At 39.4% G+C, this 19,786-nt stretch carries 16 protein-coding genes and 1 pseudogene; 7 read left to right on the forward strand and 10 right to left on the reverse strand.

The genetic code is table 11. From position 1 onward, the window contains the following. Positions 1-102 precede the first annotated feature (102 nt). The 4 genes from D1B33_RS17050 to D1B33_RS17065 all read right to left on the reverse strand — a co-directional run bounded on the left by D1B33_RS17050 (position 103) and on the right by D1B33_RS17065 (position 5,292). Positions 103-2,436, reverse strand: coding sequence for an ABC transporter permease (locus D1B33_RS17050; RefSeq protein ID WP_233549523.1), 2,334 nt, complete (start codon positions 2,434-2,436; stop codon positions 103-105). A gap of 10 nt (positions 2,437-2,446) precedes the next feature. After that, positions 2,447-3,211: an ABC transporter ATP-binding protein gene (locus D1B33_RS17055; protein ID WP_118877618.1), complete on the reverse strand. Its 765-nt coding sequence runs from the start codon at positions 3,209-3,211 to the stop codon at positions 2,447-2,449. A gap of 132 nt (positions 3,212-3,343) precedes the next feature. Beyond that, the gene (locus D1B33_RS17060) at positions 3,344-4,609 is read right to left on the reverse strand and encodes a HAMP domain-containing sensor histidine kinase (RefSeq protein ID WP_118877619.1); all 1,266 of its coding nucleotides are present in this window, start codon (positions 4,607-4,609) and stop codon (positions 3,344-3,346) included. Then, positions 4,606-5,292 carry a response regulator transcription factor gene (locus D1B33_RS17065; RefSeq protein ID WP_118877620.1) on the reverse strand — a complete coding sequence of 229 codons (687 nt, stop codon included), beginning with the start codon at positions 5,290-5,292 and terminating at the stop codon, positions 4,606-4,608. The genes D1B33_RS17060 and D1B33_RS17065 overlap by 4 nt, the downstream gene beginning before the upstream one ends. A gap of 389 nt (positions 5,293-5,681) precedes the next feature. Between D1B33_RS17065 and D1B33_RS17070 the strand changes: the two genes are divergently transcribed. Both D1B33_RS17070 and D1B33_RS17075 read left to right on the forward strand, forming a co-directional pair. Continuing rightward, the gene (locus D1B33_RS17070) at positions 5,682-7,217 is read left to right on the forward strand and encodes a CehA/McbA family metallohydrolase domain-containing protein (protein ID WP_118877621.1); all 1,536 of its coding nucleotides are present in this window, start codon (positions 5,682-5,684) and stop codon (positions 7,215-7,217) included. A 94-nt stretch (positions 7,218-7,311) separates the two neighbouring features. Continuing rightward, positions 7,312-8,367: a HupE/UreJ family protein gene (locus D1B33_RS17075; RefSeq protein WP_118877622.1), complete on the forward strand. Its 1,056-nt coding sequence runs from the start codon at positions 7,312-7,314 to the stop codon at positions 8,365-8,367. 119 nt (positions 8,368-8,486) lie between these two features. Here the strand turns inward: D1B33_RS17075 and D1B33_RS17080 are convergent, their stop codons facing one another. Continuing rightward, positions 8,487-9,323, reverse strand: a complete 837-nt coding sequence (locus D1B33_RS17080; protein ID WP_118877623.1) for a DMT family transporter — start codon at positions 9,321-9,323, stop codon at positions 8,487-8,489. Between the two features lie 444 nt (positions 9,324-9,767). Here D1B33_RS17080 and D1B33_RS17085 point away from each other — a divergent pair, with 444 nt between their 5' ends. Beyond that, on the forward strand, positions 9,768-11,255 hold the full coding sequence (locus tag D1B33_RS17085) for a sugar porter family MFS transporter (protein WP_118877624.1): 1,488 nt from the start codon (positions 9,768-9,770) through the stop codon (positions 11,253-11,255). A 128-nt stretch (positions 11,256-11,383) separates the two neighbouring features. On the opposite strand, the gene D1B33_RS17090 is transcribed toward D1B33_RS17085, so the two are convergent. Further along, positions 11,384-12,346: a helix-turn-helix transcriptional regulator gene (locus tag D1B33_RS17090; protein WP_118877625.1), complete on the reverse strand. Its 963-nt coding sequence runs from the start codon at positions 12,344-12,346 to the stop codon at positions 11,384-11,386. 108 nt (positions 12,347-12,454) lie between these two features. On the opposite strand from D1B33_RS17090, the gene D1B33_RS17095 reads away from it, so the two are divergent. Further along, positions 12,455-12,940, forward strand: a complete 486-nt coding sequence (locus D1B33_RS17095) for a GyrI-like domain-containing protein (protein WP_118877626.1) — start codon at positions 12,455-12,457, stop codon at positions 12,938-12,940. A gap of 155 nt (positions 12,941-13,095) precedes the next feature. After that, positions 13,096-13,518 carry an organic hydroperoxide resistance protein gene (locus D1B33_RS17100; protein WP_118877627.1) on the forward strand — a complete coding sequence of 141 codons (423 nt, stop codon included), beginning with the start codon at positions 13,096-13,098 and terminating at the stop codon, positions 13,516-13,518. Between the two features lie 60 nt (positions 13,519-13,578). Here D1B33_RS17100 and nadX read toward each other — a convergent pair. Continuing rightward, positions 13,579-14,383: pseudogene (gene nadX, locus D1B33_RS17105) on the reverse strand (aspartate dehydrogenase). A 139-nt stretch (positions 14,384-14,522) separates the two neighbouring features. Here nadX and D1B33_RS17110 point away from each other — a divergent pair. Together D1B33_RS17110 and D1B33_RS17115 are read left to right on the forward strand one after the other, a co-directional pair. Then, positions 14,523-14,963, forward strand: coding sequence for a YtoQ family protein (locus D1B33_RS17110; RefSeq protein WP_118877628.1), 441 nt, complete (start codon positions 14,523-14,525; stop codon positions 14,961-14,963). Between the two features lie 597 nt (positions 14,964-15,560). Beyond that, entirely contained in the window at positions 15,561-16,133 is a 573-nt protein-coding gene (locus tag D1B33_RS17115; protein ID WP_233549522.1) for a uracil-DNA glycosylase, read from the forward strand. A 182-nt stretch (positions 16,134-16,315) separates the two neighbouring features. Here D1B33_RS17115 and D1B33_RS17120 read toward each other — a convergent pair whose 3' ends face one another. The 3 genes from D1B33_RS17120 to D1B33_RS17130 form a co-directional block, all read right to left on the reverse strand. Then, complete coding sequence (locus D1B33_RS17120; protein WP_233549524.1) at positions 16,316-17,077, reverse strand: glycosyltransferase family 8 protein; 762 nt, start codon at positions 17,075-17,077, stop codon at positions 16,316-16,318. Positions 17,078-17,244: 167 nt separating this feature from the next. Further along, a complete protein-coding gene (locus D1B33_RS17125; protein WP_118877630.1) occupies positions 17,245-17,931 on the reverse strand; it encodes a DUF2238 domain-containing protein in 687 nt (228 codons plus the stop codon). Positions 17,932-18,312: 381 nt separating this feature from the next. After that, positions 18,313-19,281 carry a tRNA dihydrouridine synthase gene (locus D1B33_RS17130; RefSeq protein ID WP_118877631.1) on the reverse strand — a complete coding sequence of 323 codons (969 nt, stop codon included), beginning with the start codon at positions 19,279-19,281 and terminating at the stop codon, positions 18,313-18,315. Positions 19,282-19,786: the final 505 nt, after the last annotated feature.

The raw sequence follows: 19,786 nt of genomic DNA on the forward strand, positions 1-19,786 counted from the left end.
CAATTTGTTCAACTAATTTTAGCAAATCACAGCCCCATTAATCGACGATAAACTCTTTTGTCTTCTGATCTTGAGTTCAGGTCCCCCGAAAACTTTACTTTCTTATTCCGTAATTAATCCGTAAGCGGAAATTTTTTTAATTCTCCCGGATACCAACATGGAGACAATATACGCTAAAATTAGTATTCCCGCACAAATCATTAAAACAATCGTTGGATGAATGATAAACTCCAAGCTTTTTACACCTGCAGTGGAAAGCAGGACGGAAAGCATAGGGTTAGTAAAGTAAAGTCCCAGCAATCCACCAATGATTACGCCTGCAACGATTACCGGGAGGAAACTGATGGATATTTGGTTCATTAGCTGAACCGTTGAAAAACCCAGCGCTTTCAGGATGCCAAACTCTTTCTTGCGCTTAATGATCATTGTTTTGATTACCAGATACAGAATCATGGCAACGACCAATACGGTAATGATCAGAACCATCATAACAACTGCAAACACTGCAGCTGTATAAATGCCGGTTTGGCTTTCTATATTTTCATCGATATCGATTGCTTCAACTATACGATTGCCATAGTCATCCTGAACACGCTCGATAAAATCCTTGTTCGTGATGCCATCCAGATATACATAAAGCGTCGTTCCTTTATATCCTGATTGCAATTGGCGGATTCCTTCCATGGTTAAACCAGCTATTGTTCCTGAATAGCTCATTGATTGGCTAAGTCCCGTTACTAAGTAATTTTTTGTTTCATTCCCATACGTTACCTCTACCGTATCGCCGATTTTTTTATCGATTAGATCTGATACCACCCAGGAGATGGATATTTCGTTGTCATGTTTCGGCTGACGGCCTTCATAGACCATATTGCTCTCTAATCGGCTATAATTATCTGCAACGTTGGTATATACGGTTTGGCCATCAATTTTCGTTTCGATCATATCTAAAAGATTCACTTTTCGTACAGCGTCCATTTGTTCAATGTCATCCAAAAGTTTATATGGATCCTCATCCGGCATAACAGCGATATAAACATTCGCCGGTTCGGCGCCAAATAAGTCAACAAACGCGCTTTTGTCCGAAGCGATGTTGTAATAGAGCACCAGGGAAAAAACCGATGCAAAAGTTAATGCACTGATAATCAAAAGAATCATCATATTTTGTTTCGCATTGGCTAAAAGCGATTTAATCGCAAGCAAGAAATGAAGTCCGCCTTTCGCTTTATCCAAAGGCAGATTATTTTTTTTGAAGTTATGCGTCTGAATGCCCCCGCGAAGCGCTGCAACCGGCAGAATTTTCTTCACACGGAAGGCAGATAGCAATGCAACGATTAAAACGCAAAATGCAACAATGACAATACAGATTAAATTGGTTTGAAGGTCAAAGCGTTGAACCCATATTAACCCGGATAAAGTTGAAATGATACCTCCGAAGAAAGGCATTAGAACATAGGACAGGGCTATTCCTCCCACGCTCCCGCATAGAGCAATCAATGAAAATTGAAGGATCATGGAAGAAAGGATCTGCCTGCTTGTATAGCCGATTGCTTTCAATACGCCAATATTCGTCATTCCATCCTCAATACTATTCGAGATTCGATATTTAATGACGATGAGGGAAACCAGCACGATAATGATTGCAAATGCCACTAATAGTGTCGCTACTATATTGATAGTCAATGTGTTGACGCTTTTTACCAATTCAACGTTCAATCCCCAAATATAAGAGCTCGTTTCTTCAATTGTTTGTTGATAGTTCTCCATAAATTCTTTTTCCAACTGGGATGATTGCGTGAGGTCCTCCAACACTGCAGAGAGAATCATTCCCTCCGAAGAAGCATCTAATTCTTCCGCCAATTCGTCAAAGGAGTCTTCCGGCAACATGAATTTCATGACCCCCATGTTGTTCGTCCCCATCATCGTTGTTTCAAAGAATCCGCCAATCCGATAACTATAATCCTTGTCTAGATAAGTGATGGTAAACGGATCGCCTAATTCATAAGCTCCGCTCGTTTTAAAACTATATGGCACGAAAATATCTTCACTGCTCAATGCATTCAACTTTTCAATTAAATTCAACGGACCAATCTTGCGTTCTGCATCGGCATTAAAAATGATGGCACTATTGGATAGCGCCCCTGTGCCATATTTAAATTTCGCAATGTCCATAGCAATGATTTTTTCCGCTTCGGTCTCGGTTACTCCAGGGTAATTTGCTATAAAGTCGCAGTAAGTCGGGTCATAGCTCTCCTGGTGCATCATGATTGCTGCATGAGGATCATTCAATTGCTCCACTTTACTATCAAAAAAGGGATTAATTTGGGTAATCACCATTAGGCCGATATTCAGAAGCAGCGCTGCAACTAAAATAAAGATAAATAAAGAAGCGGTGGCAGATTTGCTTTTTCGAATATTGGCCAATGCCAGTTTCATGATTTTCACCCTACCACCCCATCTCTGCCAGGAAATGCGTGAGCTTTTCATGGCGCTCCGGATTCTCTTTTTCACTGTATGCACCTAGCTGCAAATCACCGCAAATGACTCCATCCCGCAAATACAGAATTCTGTTCCCTCGCAATGCCGTTTTCATATCATGTGTCACCAAAACGATACTTTGTCCGCTGCGATTGACATTCGTGAATACATCCAAAACACTATCGCTCGATGCAGAATTCAAAGCACCGGTGGGTTCATCGGCAAATAAAATTCGCGGATTATTGATCAAAGCCCTGACAATTCCAATACGCTGCGCTTCCCCTCCCGAAAGCTGGGCCGGAAACTTAGACCATGCACTTTCCTCGATTCCAACTTGCATTAATAGCTCTTTTGCCTTTTTGACAAGTTCACGCTTATTGCGATTCACCAACAGGCCGCTTGCCAACACATTATCAAGTACACTCATATTGTCCAGTAAATAAATTTGCTGGAATACAAAGCCGCAATTGTTTCTTCTGAAAATCGCCAGTTGGTCGTTGTTTAGTTTCGCTATGTTTTTTCCGGCAAAATTGATTTCTCCCAATGTCGGTTTATCCATACCGCTTATTGCGTATAGCAGCGTGGACTTCCCGGAACCCGAACTGCCCATTATGATTGTAAAATCTCCTTCTTCCAAATGAATATCCAGGTTTTTCAACACATGCTGCTGAATTCCGCCGCTTGAAAAGGTTTTGCAAAGCTTCTCTGTTTGAATGATTGTCGCCGTCGTCATTGAGTGACACTCTCCCGTTTCCGTTTTTAGTTTTTCACCTAAATAAAAAAGACCGTAATGAAGATTACAGTCTTATCATACAAAATGAATTCTTATTAAATCTTTGTGCATTTCTTAATTAATTCTTAAATATCAAGCAAGCTTGATTTTCAAGACAATCGTAAAACCGTCCTCTCGGTTGTACCCGTCAATTTGGCCATTCATATTTTCCATAAAGTACTTCGATATATAGAGCCCCAATCCTGAACCATTCTTGCCGGCAACATTTTTCCCTCGATAATATTTGTTGAACACCATGGGCAATTCTTCTTCATGGATTCCCGGTCCAAAATCTTTTATAGACAGTTCAAGATACCCTCCGCTTACTTTGGATTGGATCAAGATTTTTGTTCCTGCGTACTTGTACGAATTGCTGATAATATTATCAATCACCTGCTGCATACGAACCGGATCCATTAAAATGATGCATGGCGGTACGGAATCATAGTCAATTAAATCATCATAATTGACATTCTCAATCATGCTAACAAGCAATTCGCTCGATTCCTCGGTTACCTTCAATTTCAATTGCTGCAGTTCTTCTAAAGTGGCGTGGAACATATCCGTGATCAGCAAGTTAATTTGCTCAGCTTTGGAGTAAATCGTATTAACATGCTTGATCACTTTTTCATCTTTTGCCTGCAAGAGCATTAACTCGCTAACCGCTTTAATGGAAGAGACAGGCGTCTTAATATCATGGCTTAATGTGGCGACAAGCTCTTTCTTGCTTTGGTTGGATTCATACTCTCTTTGTCGGGCTGCCTCCAATTCTTCACGCATAATATCAAAGCTTTCCGTGAATGCTCCAAAAGAATTGCTCTTATCCATGATCAAGGGAACATCAAGATTGCCTCTCGCCACATTTGCCGCGAAAATTCGAAGCTGCTGAAATGGCTTCAATATGGTTTTGTATAAATAGAGGATATAAAAAATGCTAACAATCATCAATAAAGCGAATATTGAGCTTACGGAGATTGCCAACTCCTTTTTTATTTTTTGGATCGTTTGCTGTTCGCTGTTATGAAAGATTACTTTTCCTACAATCCTGTTATCTTGCTTCACATCAATGACGATATCTCTATTTTTTATAGAGTCGTATAATCCCGCAAACGGCTCTCCCGGTGTTTGGAAGATCACACTTTCCTTATTATCTATAATTGAAAAGGATTGGTTTAATTGGCTGTTACGGAAGGAGTCTTCGGAGATGTATCCCCAATTTTTTTCAATTGTTTTCACCACATCATTAATGGCTGGTAGATCGACTTTTGAACTGTTTTTATTTTCTAATGTGATAAAGGTGAAGGTAATTCCTCCAACAAAAATAACTACGACTATTGCGACTAGCCATTGAACTCTCATTGGGTGGAATCCTCAAGGACATACCCCGTCCCCCATGCTGTTTTTATCCATTGCGGATTCTTTGGATCATTTTCTATTTTCTCGCGTAAATGCCTGATATGTACATTTAAGGTCCCGTCGCCAACAAAATTGTCTCCCCACACGTTTTGAAATAATTCTTCCTTTGGAATAATGCGGTTTTTATTTTTCGCCAAATAAGACAGAAGTTTATATTCCATCGTTTTCAAAGGAATATCGACCTCGTTCACTCTTACGCGATGAAGCTTTGTATCAATCTGAATTTGTCCAAACTCCAACACTTCTTGTTGGTCGCCGGAACCGCCATACCTTTTCAGCACGGCTTTGACTTTAGCCAGTAAGATGCTTAGTGTGTATGGTTTTTGAATATAATCATCCCCACCGATGTTAAGTGCAATCAGAACATCGTCATCGCTGGAACGCGCACTGATAAACAGAATCGGAATCTGCGTCGTTTGGCGCAATTTCTTGCATAAATCAAAACCTGATTCCTGGCCAAGATTGATGTCCAGAAGAATCAACGTTGGTTCATTCTCAAGCACAAATTGTTCGCACTCCACCGCGCTTGTGACAAACGCCGTTTTAACTTCGAACAAGTTAAAATACTCACACGTTGTTTCAGCTAAAGCAACCTCATCATCCACAATCAAACAATCTAATTTCATCTCAATCTCCCGTAAAAAGAATTTTTCGATAATTATATTTTCAGTATACAGGATATTTTTGAGAATCAGATGTATATTTTGGGATATTTGTAGAGCGATAGTGGGAAGGTTATTTACAGGAGAAAATTCAATACTATTTCGTTGACTAATCGTTTTTCCCCAGATTCTAATTCCGATTTGAAGATTTCCTGTTTAATCCTCATTACTATATCTTCACTTACAAAAAGCCATCTTACTTGATAAGACCTATCTGATAATGGTAGGTATTTACCATTTTAGTCAAAAAGCGATACATTTACATCGTTTTTACATTTTATTAACCACTTACATAAATTTACTCCCTATAATTCAAAACGTTGGTACAAACTAATTCGGGGAGGAAATTTTAAATGAAAAAGAAAGCCAAAAAGGCAATTCCATTAATTGCAACAACCGTTCTTGCAACAACAGCGTTTACTGCTCAAGCTATTACTAGTAATGGAGATAACCAAACAGCAGAAGCAACAAAATTAACAGAACAAGAAGTAAAACAAAGCAATGCCACTTGGCTTGCTGGGGATCATCACGTGCATAGCGAATGGAGCGTTGGCTGGGACAACTCCACAAATCCTCCCACACCAATTAAAGGTGGAGATGCGATTTACCCAATTGTAAAAAATGCTGAAAAAGCATCGGAATACGGACTTGATTGGGTAATGACAACGGATCATGGCGGCCCTAACCATTCAAAGGTGAATTTAGAGCAGGCTTACCCGGAATTATTAAAATCCCGTGAAGCATTCCCGAATCTAATTCAATTCTATGGCATGGAGTTTGATACACCTGCTGCCGATCATAGTACTTTGATGATTCCTAAAGTGGAAAATGAATCGCAAATTCTTTATGATATCGAAAGTCAATTCAACAAACGCGATCCATATCCGAACGATGGCAGCAGAGATACTGAATCAACAATGATTGATGCTCTGAATTATATGTTAACTGAGTTGGATGAGGATGAGCAGCCAATCCATATCGCCCACCATCCATCACGCTCGGCAAAAGGCGACGGCGAATGGGGTCAAGACACACCGCAGGAATTCCGTAATTGGAACGATCTAGCTCCTAATATCTCGATTGGAATGGAAGGTGCTCCTGGACACCAAGCTGCTGCCCTAACTCCAGAAGGCGGACTTGATAATGGCGCTCGTGGTTCATACGGCAACTACCCAACATTGGGCGGATTTGATCAAATGACTGCCAAAGTTGGCGGTCTATGGGATTCCATGCTTGGTGAAGGAAGACACTGGTGGATTACTGCTACATCCGATTCGCATGTAAACTGGCGTGAAGGCGGCAGCGATTTCTGGCCGGGCGAGTATTCCAAAACTTATGTAAAAGCTGAAAAAGATTACGACAATATCATGGAAAGCCTTCGTAACGGAAATGTATTTGTTACAACAGGCGACCTTATTTCCGAACTTGAGATGAAAGTTCAAGCAGGCGGAAAATCCCCACTATTTGCAAAGTCTAAGGGTAATTCAGCAACTTTGGGTGAAACTCTTACTTTACCTGGAAAATCGAAAGATGTGACTGTAACGATTCGCATCAAAGATTCAAACGCTGCAAATGCCAATGGAGATAAACCGGAAGTTCAACGTGTTGACTTAATCATGGGTGAAGTTACGGGTGCTGTGGAAGATCGCTCAACTGCGACAAACCCAACTACAAAAGTTGTGAAACGCTTCACGGAAGAAGACTGGACAAAAAATGGAGAATATATTGAAATCACTTATACTCTAGAAAACGTTGATAAAGACAGCTATATCCGTTTACGTGGTACGAACACGGATCAATTGGAGCCGGAAAAGGATTCACGCGGTGAAAATCCATGGACAGATCTATGGTTCTACTCAAATCCTGTATTTATCAAAACTGCTAAGTAATCATTTGCAGCCCAAAAAAAGACGAGGATCCAAACCATCCTCGTCTTTCCCTATTTTTCACACTAAAAAATAATCAATTAACGGAGAAGATTTTATGAAAAAGCTTTGTTTGCTTATTTTGCTATTGCTTTCAATACCCGCTGCCATTCATCCCCCTATTACATACGCCCATACGAACAACAGTGAAGGATACTCACTGATCGAGGCAAATGATCACAATATCGATTATGAATTGAAAATAGATCTTATAGAACTCGGACATGCAATAAACCAAGAAATGGCTAATGAGCAGCTATTTAATTTGGAAATCGTCCAGGATTATATCAATTCCCGCATCAATCTTTATGCGGATAGCACTAAAGTAGAAGGAACAATCGAAAGTTCCGATGTTGAAATGATTAATGACAAACAGTTTGCTGTGATCAACCTAACATACAAGTTGAATGACCAACCTGAAAAGCTGGCACTGGAATATAATATGTTTCTGGATGATTCCGATCCAAGCCACGCCAATTACGCAACAGTTAAATTGGATGGCAAACAACAAGAAGGGGTTCTTTCTTTTGAATCCAGAGAGCTTGAAATCGGCGAAGCAAGTTTCGTTCAAAGCGCAACGCAGTTCCTGCTTCTCGGTTTGGAGCATATCTTTACCGGCTATGATCATATTTTATTTGTTATTAGTTTATTATTTGGAGCAAAAACCATTAAAAATATTCTCTCTTTAGTCACTGCATTTACGATTGCGCATAGTATTACCTTGGTTCTGGCTACATTGAATATTGTACAGCTGCCAAGCAGTTTTGTTGAAGCAGCCATCGCTTTAAGCATTATTTATATAGCACTTATCAATATTTTCAATCCCGACTCAAAGCATCAATCTTGGCTTGCCTTTATCTTTGGTCTCGTGCACGGTTTTGGTTTTGCCGGAATCCTTTCTGAAATGAGATTAGATGCAAGTCACCTGGCCACTTCTTTATTATCTTTCAATATCGGGATTGAAATTGGACAATTGATTATTGTATCGATCATATTCCCAATACTTCTATGGCTAAAGAAATTAACTTTTAAACCAGCTAAATGGGTAATCCCCGTGGCGTCCGTAGCAATTTTAGCCTTTGGTCTCGTTTGGTTTATTGAGAGAGCTTTTTAACCTCTTATCCTTACCTTATAATAAAAGAACAAATTCCTCTGTCAGGAATTTGTTCTTTTTTATCAACTGCAACCATGCCACTACTACATAATGTTTGAATGTACCAGGCACTCATTCTTCTATATTTTGGTAATGACAATCCCGACCAACGCGGATACAACACCGATGACTTGATAGGCTTTGAGTCTTTCTTTGTATAGCCAACAGCTGCCGAGCACAACGATTACACAGCTTAAACTGACGATTGGGAAGACGATGCTTGCCACTCCTGTATTAAGAGCAAAGAAGTAGCTGCAATACGCTATTACATTGATACATCCCATAATCGTACCTAATCCTAATTCAATACGCTGCCATTTTTCCTTCGTAATCATACTGGTAATGATTAAATACGCTGCTCCGCCAGCATACATACAAAAGAGTGTATTGACTGAATCAATATGTAAGTGGGAAGACGTCTTCATTAGTACCCCCAGTACTCCGAACGATCCAATGGATAATAAAACATGAACCATCCACGGTTTATAATCCATTTGAATTATATTGCCCGGTACATATTGGATGACTGCTGCAGAGGCGAGCATCACTAAAATGCCAATCCACTGAATCAATGTAATATGCTCCTGAAAAATAAGCGCCGCGCTTAATACCGGAATTACCGTATTCGTACTAATGAGCGGCGATGTTATACTGGCAGGCCCTTTTTCAAATGCTTTTGCCATTTGAATATTTCCGTTGGCATTCAAAATCCCGATGAATGCCCCCAGCACTATTGTTAAAGTATTAAATGAGGCGAATCCTTCAATTAATCCATAACCCAAAATGATGAAAAAAGCGATAAGGTAAAAGAAAAACTGCATATGAACCTTTGATAATGCTGTTCCTGAAGTAGCCTTGAAAATCATATTATTAATCCCAAAGCAAAACATCGTCAATACTGCCGCTAAAATCCACATTACAATCCTTCTCTCTCCGTTGATAGAGTAATTTTAATTTAATTTTCCCGGATTTCAAATGATTTTTACAATTACTATAAAAACTTGTTATGAAATTGGCAACCTAAAGCCACTAAAGAGAAAATTTGATTCCAGGTACTCCCCGACTTCATTCCCCTTACCTACAAAGCGGTCAAATGGTTTTATCCTTCAATTCTTCGGGCATATAAACATTAGAGTTATGACTTACTCCATAAGATTATATTTTTTGAAAGGGGATATTGTAATTGAGCTATAAACCAGGTTGATTACAAGTTCTAGTTTACTTATTTTCCCAAAATCTTCAAATCAAAATATAACCATAATAATTATATCTATAGCCAAGGGAATAAACCATGGATTAAAAGGAGGCTACATTGTCTTAAAAATACTATCTAATTAGCAGTAATAGGAGAGGTTATTGAAATGGAAAAAAATAAGCATGGAAAATCTGACTTACATATATCGGAATCAAGTACTTTAGAAGATTCGAATAATGGAAAACGTACTCCCAAAGCATTTCTTCGCTTAATCACTTTAGTCGCCACATTCGGTGGGCTTCTTTTTGGATATGATACAGGCGTCATTAACGGGGCTCTTCCCTACATGTCCCAACCTGATCAACTAAATCTTTCCCCCCTTGCTCAAGGGATTGTTACCAGTTCACTGGTTTTAGGCGCAGCATTCGGAGCCTTATTTGGAGGACGGTTATCAGACCGCTACGGGCGCCGGAAAATCATTCTATATCTTGCGATTCTATTTATTTTCACATCCCTTGGGTGTACGTTTGCGCCAAATACTACCTTAATGGTCACTTTTCGTTTCTTGCTTGGCCTTGCTGTCGGTGGTGCTTCAGCCTTGGTTCCGACATTCCTTGCAGAAATGGCCCCAGTCGAAAAACGCAGCCGAATGGTTACCCAAAACGAACTAATGATTGTTTCAGGACAGTTGCTTGCTTACATCAGCAATGCGGTTCTTGGAAGTACGATGGGCGACAGCAGTGTTTGGAGATACATGCTGGTATTGGCTACCCTTCCGGCCGTACTCATGTGGTTCGGTATGCTAATTGTACCTGAGAGTCCGAGATGGCTTGCTTCTAAAGGAAAATTGGGAGATGCCTTGCGCACCTTAAAACAAATCCGTGAAGAATCTAGAGCGAAAGCAGAATTAAAAGAAATTCAAATAACAATTGCAGAAGAAACATCCACAGGCCGGGCAAGCTTCAAGGATTTATCCACCCCTTGGATTAAGCGGGTTATCTTGATTGGAATCGGCTTAGCCGTCTGCCAACAGGTGACCGGCGTAAATTCCATCATGTATTATGGTACAGAGATCCTTAGAGATGCAGGGTTCGGAACAGAGGCTGCCTTAACTGCCAATATTGCAAATGGCGTTATCTCGGTTTTAGCTACATTTGTAGGGATTTGGCTCCTTGGGAAGGTAAACCACCGGCCAATGCTGGCAACAGGGTTGATCGGGACAACTTCCGCCCTTTTCATGATTGCGTTATGCTCATCCTTGCTCGAAGGGTCTGCTGCACTTCCATATGTAGTTCTTGCTTTAACCGTTACTTTTCTGGCCTTCCAGCAAGGTGCAATCAGTCCGGTCACATGGCTGATGCTATCTGAAATTTTCCCATTGAGATTAAGGGGGCTTGGCATTGGAATCAGTGTCTTTTTCCAATGGATGGCAAACTTCTTTATTAGTTTATCTTTCCCAAGTCTTCTCGCCAAAATCGGCTTGTCAGGCACTTTCCTGACTTTTGCCATTATAGGAATAGGAGCTATTTACTTTGTCAGAAAATACGTACCCGAAACAAAAGGTGCAACCCTGGAGGAAATTGAACACCGATTCCGCAATGGTTCAAAAGATGCAACCAATAAAAGCTTGTTAAAAGAAGTTCAGCATCAATAGGTTTGTTGGGTTTTAAAAATGAAGGCATTGTCTGTTTAAATGAGCAGACAATGCCTTTAATTTATTGGAGACTTCAAAATTTCCCTCTGTTAAACGATTGACACATTTTCTGATAATGCCATTACCTGCTACAGGGGATATAAGCTAACTCTTTCTTTTACCTCTTTTAATATTTCTTCCGGCGCTTCCCTGATTTTGATATCCCCACCGAGAAAGAGCAGCCAATTTGTAATACCGGCCAATTCATCGGGCATATTAACATTGATGAAAGTCTTTAGAAGAGCTGTTGTCTGATAAGGATCCATATAAGAAATTGAAACCTTTAAAGGATGGTATTTTTTGAACTGGGCAATCGCATTCGGACCAAGCTCAAGAACCAAGTTGATTATCTCTTCTTGTTTGCTTAGTTTTTCGAATATCTGTTTCCTGCTTAAACTCTTTTTCGTCTCGCAAGGTTTAACATTGATGAGTTGATCGACAGGATAAATCTTTTTCTTTTCATCCCCTAAGTCAAAACCTTCAATCAGCCACATCCCTTTCTCATTGTAAAGATGCAATAGATAAATTGAATAAGACTTGATTATCCTCTCTTCTTCGACGGTAATCAATAAATAACGATCTAAAAGAAGGATTTGGATGAGTTTTTCCAACGTGGGATGCGGAAGGTCCGAAAGTTCAAGCAAATCGGGATTATTGGGGTTGGTCCCTTCAAAAAGCAAGAGTTGATTTAAAAGAACCAAATCCTCCTGCTGGTTTTCGGAAATAAGGCCAAGTAATTTCTCGGCTAAAGATTGACGGCTTTTTAGATAGGGAAGCTGTTGATTTCGCGTGGCCATAAAGGCAATAAAAAGCGCTTTTACCTCATTATCGGTAAAGCGAACAACAGGCAAGACGGAATTTTGCATAACAAAATATCCCCCATCCCTTCCAACTTCAGAAACAAGCGGCATCCCCATTGCTTCAATTTCCTTGATATCTCGAATAGCGGTCGAACGAGAGATACCAAATTCTTGCATGAGTTCAGAAATTGTAAAGCGGGCGCGGTTATTGATATACCGCATGATGATATTAATTCGTTCAACTTTTTTCATTAAGACTCCTAAACAGTATCATTTTCTGACATGATTTAGGGTTATCATATACCCATCGAGTATTTTAGACAATTCGCTTGATAAAATTAAAAAAGGTAGGTTTTGAATATGGCAAATTATACATTGGAAGAAAAAGACGATTTTATTGTTTTCGGTTTAGGCGTTGAACTTAAAAGCCATTACACCGACTTTGCGGGAGTAAACAAAGAAAAAGTGGACTTCTGGCAGGAAATCAGCGAAGATGGAACGCTTGATAAATTAAAATCCATCGCTTCAAATGACTATATTTTTGCCGTAAACGAAGCGGTGAATAACAAAATGATGCACTATGCAGGCGTTATGACAAAAGAAACTATTCCAGCAGAGGAAAATTCAAGAGTGATCCAATTCCCCAAAGGACAATACTTGGTGGTTAAAGGAGAAGCGAAAACGGCCGGTGAATTGAATATTCAACTAGCTGGCATTGCCTTTGGTCAAGTGTTGGCAGAAGCAAACGATTTTGCCTATGTAGGTGGTCCGAATACAACGGTTCAGATGGGGCAGCGCGACGGTTTAGTTATTGGTGAGATGTGGATTCCTGTGGTTAAGAAATAAATTTCATTAGTTAAACTTCCATCGGCGGAGATTTTCTTGTATGGCAATAGATTTATCTCTCACTCTGACATAAACGGCGTATATTGTTGAATAATTCATCTTATAAAGGGTACTGTACTATGATTAGCAAACTTCAATTAAGGAGATGAGTTAGTATGTCGGATACTCTATTTACTTCAACTGCAACCGCTATTGGCGGAAGAGAAGGCAAGGTCGAATCTTCAGATGGCATTATTAATTTTGAAACTGCAATGCCTGGAAGTCCAAGAGCTAAAGAATTGGACCAATCCACTAATCCGGAACAATTATTTGCAGCCGGTTACGCGGCTTGTTTCGGCAGTGCTTTGCAATCAGTCGCCAGCAAAGAGCGCGTAAAGCTCGAATCAGAAGTAACAGCTAATGTTAGTTTGTTGAAAGATGCAGAAGATGAAGGATATAAATTAGCCGTTACATTGCAAGTAAAAGGAACAAACATCGAAAAAAGCCAATTAGAAGATCTAGTTCACAAAGCACATCAAGTTTGTCCCTACTCAAAAGCCACAAGAAATAACATTGATGTGACTTTAGAGGTTCAATAATCCATCTGCTATTTTTACAGATTTAGAAAGAGGACATAGCAATGTGTCCTCTTTTTATGCCTACATACCAATCCTTAGCTTCCCATCCATTCTCTTCAATGTTCCCAGTATACTCATGGCGGCCAAATAGCTGGTTTTTGGATTTTCCGGAAGCGGGTTATTCTTGACTGAAAACGTTGCTTCTCCAAAGTCGCCAACCACTTCCACATAATGCTCATTCTTCTCGATATGTGGATCAGCCACAAGGCATATTTTTGTTTTCTCTATACCCAGCCAATGAGAGGATAATGGAGACATTAATATTTTTCGGAAATTGCTTAATGGCATCACCGGCATTTCCCTCAAATACAATTTTTGCTTCATCGATTTCTTCCCCGATTAGAGAGCGAGCAGGTTTTCGTGTTGTCAACGAAACACTTGTGACAGTGCCGAGCGCGTGTGCATTTTGCAGCAAATCCAAACCCCCTATAGCACCGGAAGGCAAATAAATCTTATTTTTGTACTCTTCAACAAGATGATTAAGTTGCGTCAGCACCTCTTCATCTGCAAGTGCCCCAACACTAATCAATACTGCATCCTTCCTCTTAATAACAGATGGCACCAAGGTTTTGACGGCTTCAATATTCGCCGCCTCCACTACAATATCGATTTCGGAGTCAAGAAATGCTTCGAGATCCGTATACAATGTCACATCAAAGTTTGATTCCAGCAACCGATATTTTTCCTTATTTCGCACGAAAATGCTATTAATCCGTAAATGTTTGCATTGTTTTCGGTTGATTTCTTCCAATAGAAAATTAGCAATGGCTCCCGCACCAATTAAACCGATATTCATCGTTGACCTCCTTAACCATGGTGATAGCATGGTTTATTATCTATCCTTTACAACCATAACATATTGCGGGTGAGGTATTACATTCCATGCGGGTGTAAGAGGATTCCTTTGAAAACTTCACTAAATTAGATACTATATAAATGAGTATAAAGGTATCGGAGGAAGTAAAATGGAACTTATTGTTTATTTAGCAGGTCAAATCCACGATAATTGGCGAGAGGATGTTGCACAAAAGGCAAAGGCAAAAAACCTTCCGCTTCATTTTGTAGCTCCGCAAACAAACCATGAGCGTTCGGACAATATCGGCGAAGAAATTCTCGGTAAGCAACCATCCAATCTCTATAAAGATCATGCAGCATCGGATATCAATAACTTCAGAACGCAAGTCTTAATGCAGAAAGCGGATATCGTCATTGCCTTATTTGGAGATAAATATAGACAATGGAATACAGCGATGGACGCAAGCACAGCCATTGCCATGAACAAGCCGACGATTATCATCAGGCCCGAATCCTTAATTCACCCATTAAAAGAGCTTTCAAACAAAGCAAATGTAACCGTGGAAACCGTGGATCAAGCAATGGAAGTTATCAGTTATATCTTTGATTGATGGCAAAAAGTAAAACAGTGAGGCCAATTTGACTCACTGTTTTTTTCCTCCACGAAAAAGTGAAAATATAGGGAAAACCCTATATATATATCTATAAAATCACGAACCATTCCAACAACGGTAGCCAAAGGAAATGAGCAACTAAAAGAAACTGAAAATGACTTTGAACAGATTTTGCAAACAGTTGGCGAAACCAAACGCCAAAACAACAAAATTGAAAACGAACTCAATGACTTTGTAGCAGTCATAAACCAACTTAGCCAATCTTCGATAAAGTCGCCCTCTCTGCAGACAACCTGCGCAACAATGAGTTTTTCAACAGCTGAAAATGCATTTTTTAATTTGGGAATAAAGTTTTTATCCTCTTTTTTAGTTCTTCTATACTTTCTGTTTTCCTAGAATGTCTCGATATGTTTCATACCACTGCCTCAACTGTTAATTCTTCATTCGCTAATTTTAGGGTACTCCACTCCTTCGCAAAACGCAGAATGTAGGAGTCGACATGTAGATGCCCGTGATTATTTTTAGAATTAATAAAGTACTTCGTAGGATTATTGGGCATATTAACAATAAATCTTTCATTGGAGGGAGAAGAGTTTGCAGAAATTTAGCGCCTCATTATGGCCAGAGGATCCAACTCCAGAAGACCTCTTAGATTGTAGTGAATGCGGATTGAATCAGCATGGCTCACGGATGGTTTGGGGCGAAGGAAATCCTCAAGCACCGATTATTATATTATTGGATAATCCCGGGGCTCGCGAGAATCGGGACAATCAACCATACGTCTGCGGGACAAGGCAAACCTTACAGCAAGCCACCAATGAAGTTGGCTTAACAGTTGATGATTTGTATGTAACTTATATCTTAAAAAGAAAACCTACTCGGGCCTATGATAAAGAAAAGACTAGAGATATCTGCATGAGCCACCTTAAACAACAGCTGCATTCAAAACAGACTAGGTTGATTGTTTGTTTAGGAAATGTAGCAGTCCAATCCTTCTTTCAGAATCCCGAAGCAGAAGTAAAATCGTTAAGAGGGAAAATCCATGAGGTAAATGGCTACCCGACAACCGTTGCCTACCATCCTTTAGCAGTAAGGCGTCGCCCTAACCTATGGCCTTTATTTTTGGAAGATTGGAAACTGGTGGCAGATCGGTATTTCAAACAATGACTACTCGGAAAAAACGCCAAGAAAAAAGAACAAATTCCTTCATCGAAATCGTTCCATTTCTTTAAACTAATTTCTAATCATGCCACCCTTTACAATTTAGAATCCCCACTTTTCAAGGAAGATGGGGATCCTTTAGCGTTTATCAAATAATAATAGGGTGATGCAAGTGATGTTATCTTTAATCAACGATTATTTAAAGCTAGCTTTTCATAGTGCTTATATAAGGCATGAAATTTTCCGCTATATTTTTTCTTCCATGGTTTTTTCTTTCCACAGAAGTGCAGGATGACGGTATTCTCAAAAATATAGTCCATATCACATATACCGTTATTTTTAAGCTTATAATAGCGATAATACCTAGTATCATAATTGTACAGTCTTTCATCTAGGCTCTTAATCTTTTGGGAATAGAGTGCATTTAGGATATCTTGGTCAGGCATAATGAGCTTTTGTCCATTTTTTTGGACAAAATTATAGATTTCTTGCTCATCAACAATTTTTCGCTGCAATTCCAAATTCATTAATAATACACCTGAATTGTAGTAGGCATCGATATCATAAGCATTTAATCTCACCTTATTAATTTCTCTAATGGATAGAATATCGTGGTAGGCGGCAGCGTACAAATGCCCACTAATATCCTGATTATAAAGACCGGATACTGAGTTGATTACTAAAATATCCGGATCAAGATATAAAATCCGATCCAAATCCTGAGGCAGGAATTTAAACGCAAGCAACCGATAGTACATTTCTTTTGTATAATGCAGAAGTATGGGTGCGTCCGAAAAGTAGTCATCCTTTATTTCGATTATCTCCAATAGGTTCCCCTGATTTTCAATAAACTCGCGCAACTCACTCAATTCCTCCTTAAGAAGGCTTGAATGCATTAAGTAAATGGTAAAGCTCTCCTTATCATTATTTAGAAAAAGTGATTTGAGCATAACCTTCAACGGCTTGATATAGTTTGAATTCAACGTTACTAAAATATTCAATTTATTGCCACATCCTTATATTACTTCTCCATTTTCCTCACAAGTATTGAATCCTTTCAGCTTCAGCCAGATGTTTCAACTTTCTGAAAAATTTGATCATTTTTTCTCAAGTAGATTTATTTGCCTTCTTTTCTAAGTTTGAAAAAACCAATAGTGGAGATAACGAAAGCACTAAGACCATCAATAATCAGATCCATCATCGTATCGTAAACGGCATCTCTTCCAATCAGCAGGGTCTCGTCCGCTAAAGCAAATTTCTGCATATTTGTTTTCAAAAGTCCATCACATAAAAATTCATAGATTTCCCAGACAGTCCCACATGTTAAAGCAAAACAAAAAGCAAAGAATGATACGAAAAAAGGATTTAATTCAATTTTCCAGCCTTCTGCTTCATTCAAATAGTTTACAATCATAAAGCCCAGTACCCCGAGCATCGCGCCGCTGAATGCATGCAGTATATTGTCCCAAAAAGGAATAAGATAATAAAAATTCTGTACCTCCCCCAAATAGATAGCACAGTAAAGGAATACAAAATAAAGGAGCTCCATAATGTCCGGTATGTCAATCGTTTTCGTTCTTTCAATGATTGCCGGAATCCTCATTATGACAATCCCCAAGACGCATTGAATCAGCATAAGCGTATAGTCGCTTTTGACTTTTGTATATGTATCGGAGCTCTCTGCATCTGTTGGCGCATAAATAATCTTAAAGATGATATATATAATTGAAAGGATTAGGGTGATTAGAAGAAAAGCTTCCATTATTTTCTTCCAATTCATTTTCTTTTTTTTGTTCTTTATCATGAAAAAGTCCTCCGTTAAAAGAAGAAGGTAAGCAGGCCCTCAATCTATAATAAATCACAAAACACTATTATTATTGTAACATACTACATCTTTGGGAAGAAATTGAACGCCATCACGCCACCCGATTTGCGATGTGCAGAGAGATACAGAGATGCAGGATAGTTAGAAAAGGAAAAGTACTTCGTTGGACTACCAGGTATGTTAATAACTAATCTTTCATAAGAGAGAAGGGTTTGCCAGAAGTTTCTAGATTGACCGCTGCCATAATAAAACGCCAAGAAAAAAGAACGAATTCCCTATCGAATTCGTTCTTCGCTAATTCTATCCACGGCTGGCGGGTTATGTTCTTGCTTTTCTCAGTAATATTATACTGCCCCGTTATCAATCAGCATTGTTTGATTCAAAGCGATCAAGCAATGCACGTACTTCATCTGTTGATTTTGTGTTCATCAGTTGATTTCGCAATTCACCCGCGCCTCGGAAGCCTTTCACATAAATTTTGAAAAAGCGGTGCAGCCCTGACATGGAACGTGGTACTTCTTGCGCATAATAATCCTGCAGATCCAATTGCAATCTTAAAAGGTCCAGGTATTCCTCCGTACTATGCTCTTTCGGCTCTTTTTCAAAGGCAAACGGATTTTTGAAAATGCCCCGCCCAATCATTACACCATCAACACCATATTTTTCAACAAGTTCAAGTCCCATTTGACGATCTAAAATATCACCGTTGATTGTTAGTAACGTGTTTGGTGCGATCTCGTCACGCAGCGCCTTAATTTCCGGGATTAGCTCCCAGTGTGCATCTACTTGGCTCATCTCTTTACGCGTACGTAAATGAATCGAAAGGTTTGCGATATCTTGTTTTAAAATGTGCGTCAGCCATTCCTTCCATTCATCTACTTCCGTATATCCAAGGCGAGTTTTCACGCTTACCGGCAACCCACCAGCTTTTGCTGCTTCAATCAGCTCTGCTGCAACATCTGGACGAAGGATAAGGCCACTACCCTTTCCTCTTTGTGCGACATTCGGCACGGGGCAACCCATGTTGATATCAATCCCTTTAAAGCCGAGCTCGGCCATACCTATACTCATTTTGCGGAAATTTTCCGGACGGTCTCCCCAAATATGCGCGACCATGGGCTGTTCATCTTCGGTAAATAGCAAACGTCCACGCACACTGTTCATGCCTTCTGGATGACAGTAGCTCTCCGAATTTGTGAACTCCGTGAAAAATACGTCCGGCCTGCCTGCTTTAGCGACAACATGGCGGAATACAACATCCGTTACATCTTCCATTGGCGCTAAAACAAAAAATGGTCTCGGTAATTCAGCCCAAAAATTTTCTTTCATTTTAAGATTTCATTCCTCTCATGTATAAGTAATAAGCAGATAAAATAATGAGGACATTTCCCAATTCAACGGTCTGCTTTTATATTTTTAATTCATTATAATAAACTCCCACCATGCCAGGTTAGCATTGTGTACAGAATATATCTCAGCGAATTTATCCCATAGAACAGCAAACACACTGTTGGAACGCTGTATTTACTGGTATTGTTTGTGCTTTTTATCTCTAATATTCTTTGGCACTAGTTTAACACTTATTTTCCCCGTATCTGTACTTATAGGATTCTTCGGAAATCGAATCTAGCATTATTGGAGTAACTTTCAAATTATACTCTTTTCCAGGCCACTTTTCTAATGGAAATAGTCTTGCTGCAAGTTCTTCAGCAACATGAAAACAAAAAAGCGATAAATTTTAAAAATCCACCTCTACGGATTTCAAAATTTATCGCTAAACAAATTTAATAAAAAGCTTCTGCCGATTTCCAGCTTTATAACATGTTCTAAATGA

Source organism: Ureibacillus yapensis, assembly GCF_003515775.1.
GTDB classification, from domain to species: Bacteria; Bacillota; Bacilli; order Bacillales_A; family Planococcaceae; genus Ureibacillus; species Ureibacillus yapensis.